Below are 559 nucleotides of genomic sequence, written 5' to 3'. Positions count from 1 at the left end.
AAAGCCATTTTCGATGGTGTAACCTCTCAACTTCTGAAGAAAGGCTTTATAGCTCGGGGCGGCCAAATCATCGATGCAACCTTGGTACCGGCTCCCAAGCAGTCGTTCACGAAGGACGAAAAGGAACAACTCAAGCAGGAAGCGATGCCTGCTCATTGGAAACCAACCAAGCGGCGACAAAAAGATTTAGACGCCACGTGGACTAAAAAACACGGTAAGAGTCATTAAGCGTGTTGCTTAATAGTGAAATAAGGGTGTTTCGGTGATTGAAGTAAATTTTACGCTGTTCTGAGATGGAAATTCCAAAGACCTGCGCTAAGGAGTAAGAAGGTATCATCAATAAAGGGTCTACGATTCCGTAAAATTTGGGTCATGCAACCGAGGCGCTTGATACCCGCGATGGCGTGTTCAACTGTAATACGGATGCCCGAGATTATTTTATTTTCTTGTTTTTGTTCAGGCGATAAAGGTCTTTTTCGAGTTCCTTTTTTTGGGATTTGTGTATTAGGATGCTGTTTATCTATACCTTGAAAACCGGTATCTGCCCAGATGGTTACCT

General features: G+C 43.6%; 1 protein-coding gene and 1 pseudogene. One reads left to right on the top strand and one right to left on the bottom strand.

The features are described 5' to 3' along the window. Window positions 1–225 (top strand): annotated as a pseudogene (locus tag CBG25_RS17825) (IS5/IS1182 family transposase); the annotation flags it as partial. A gap of 53 nt (window positions 226–278) precedes the next feature. Here the strand turns inward: CBG25_RS17825 and CBG25_RS17820 are convergent. Next, window positions 279–559: transposase family protein (locus CBG25_RS17820; protein ID WP_290603775.1), on the bottom strand; the 281-nt coding region annotated here is incomplete at its 5' end.

Origin of the sequence: Arsenophonus sp. ENCA, from assembly GCF_002287155.1 — a bacterium.
Lineage (GTDB): Bacteria > Pseudomonadota > Gammaproteobacteria > Enterobacterales > Enterobacteriaceae > Arsenophonus > Arsenophonus nilaparvatae.
The sequence above is the reverse complement of the archived record's forward strand: the minus strand, read 5'-3'. Positions and strand labels throughout refer to the sequence as shown.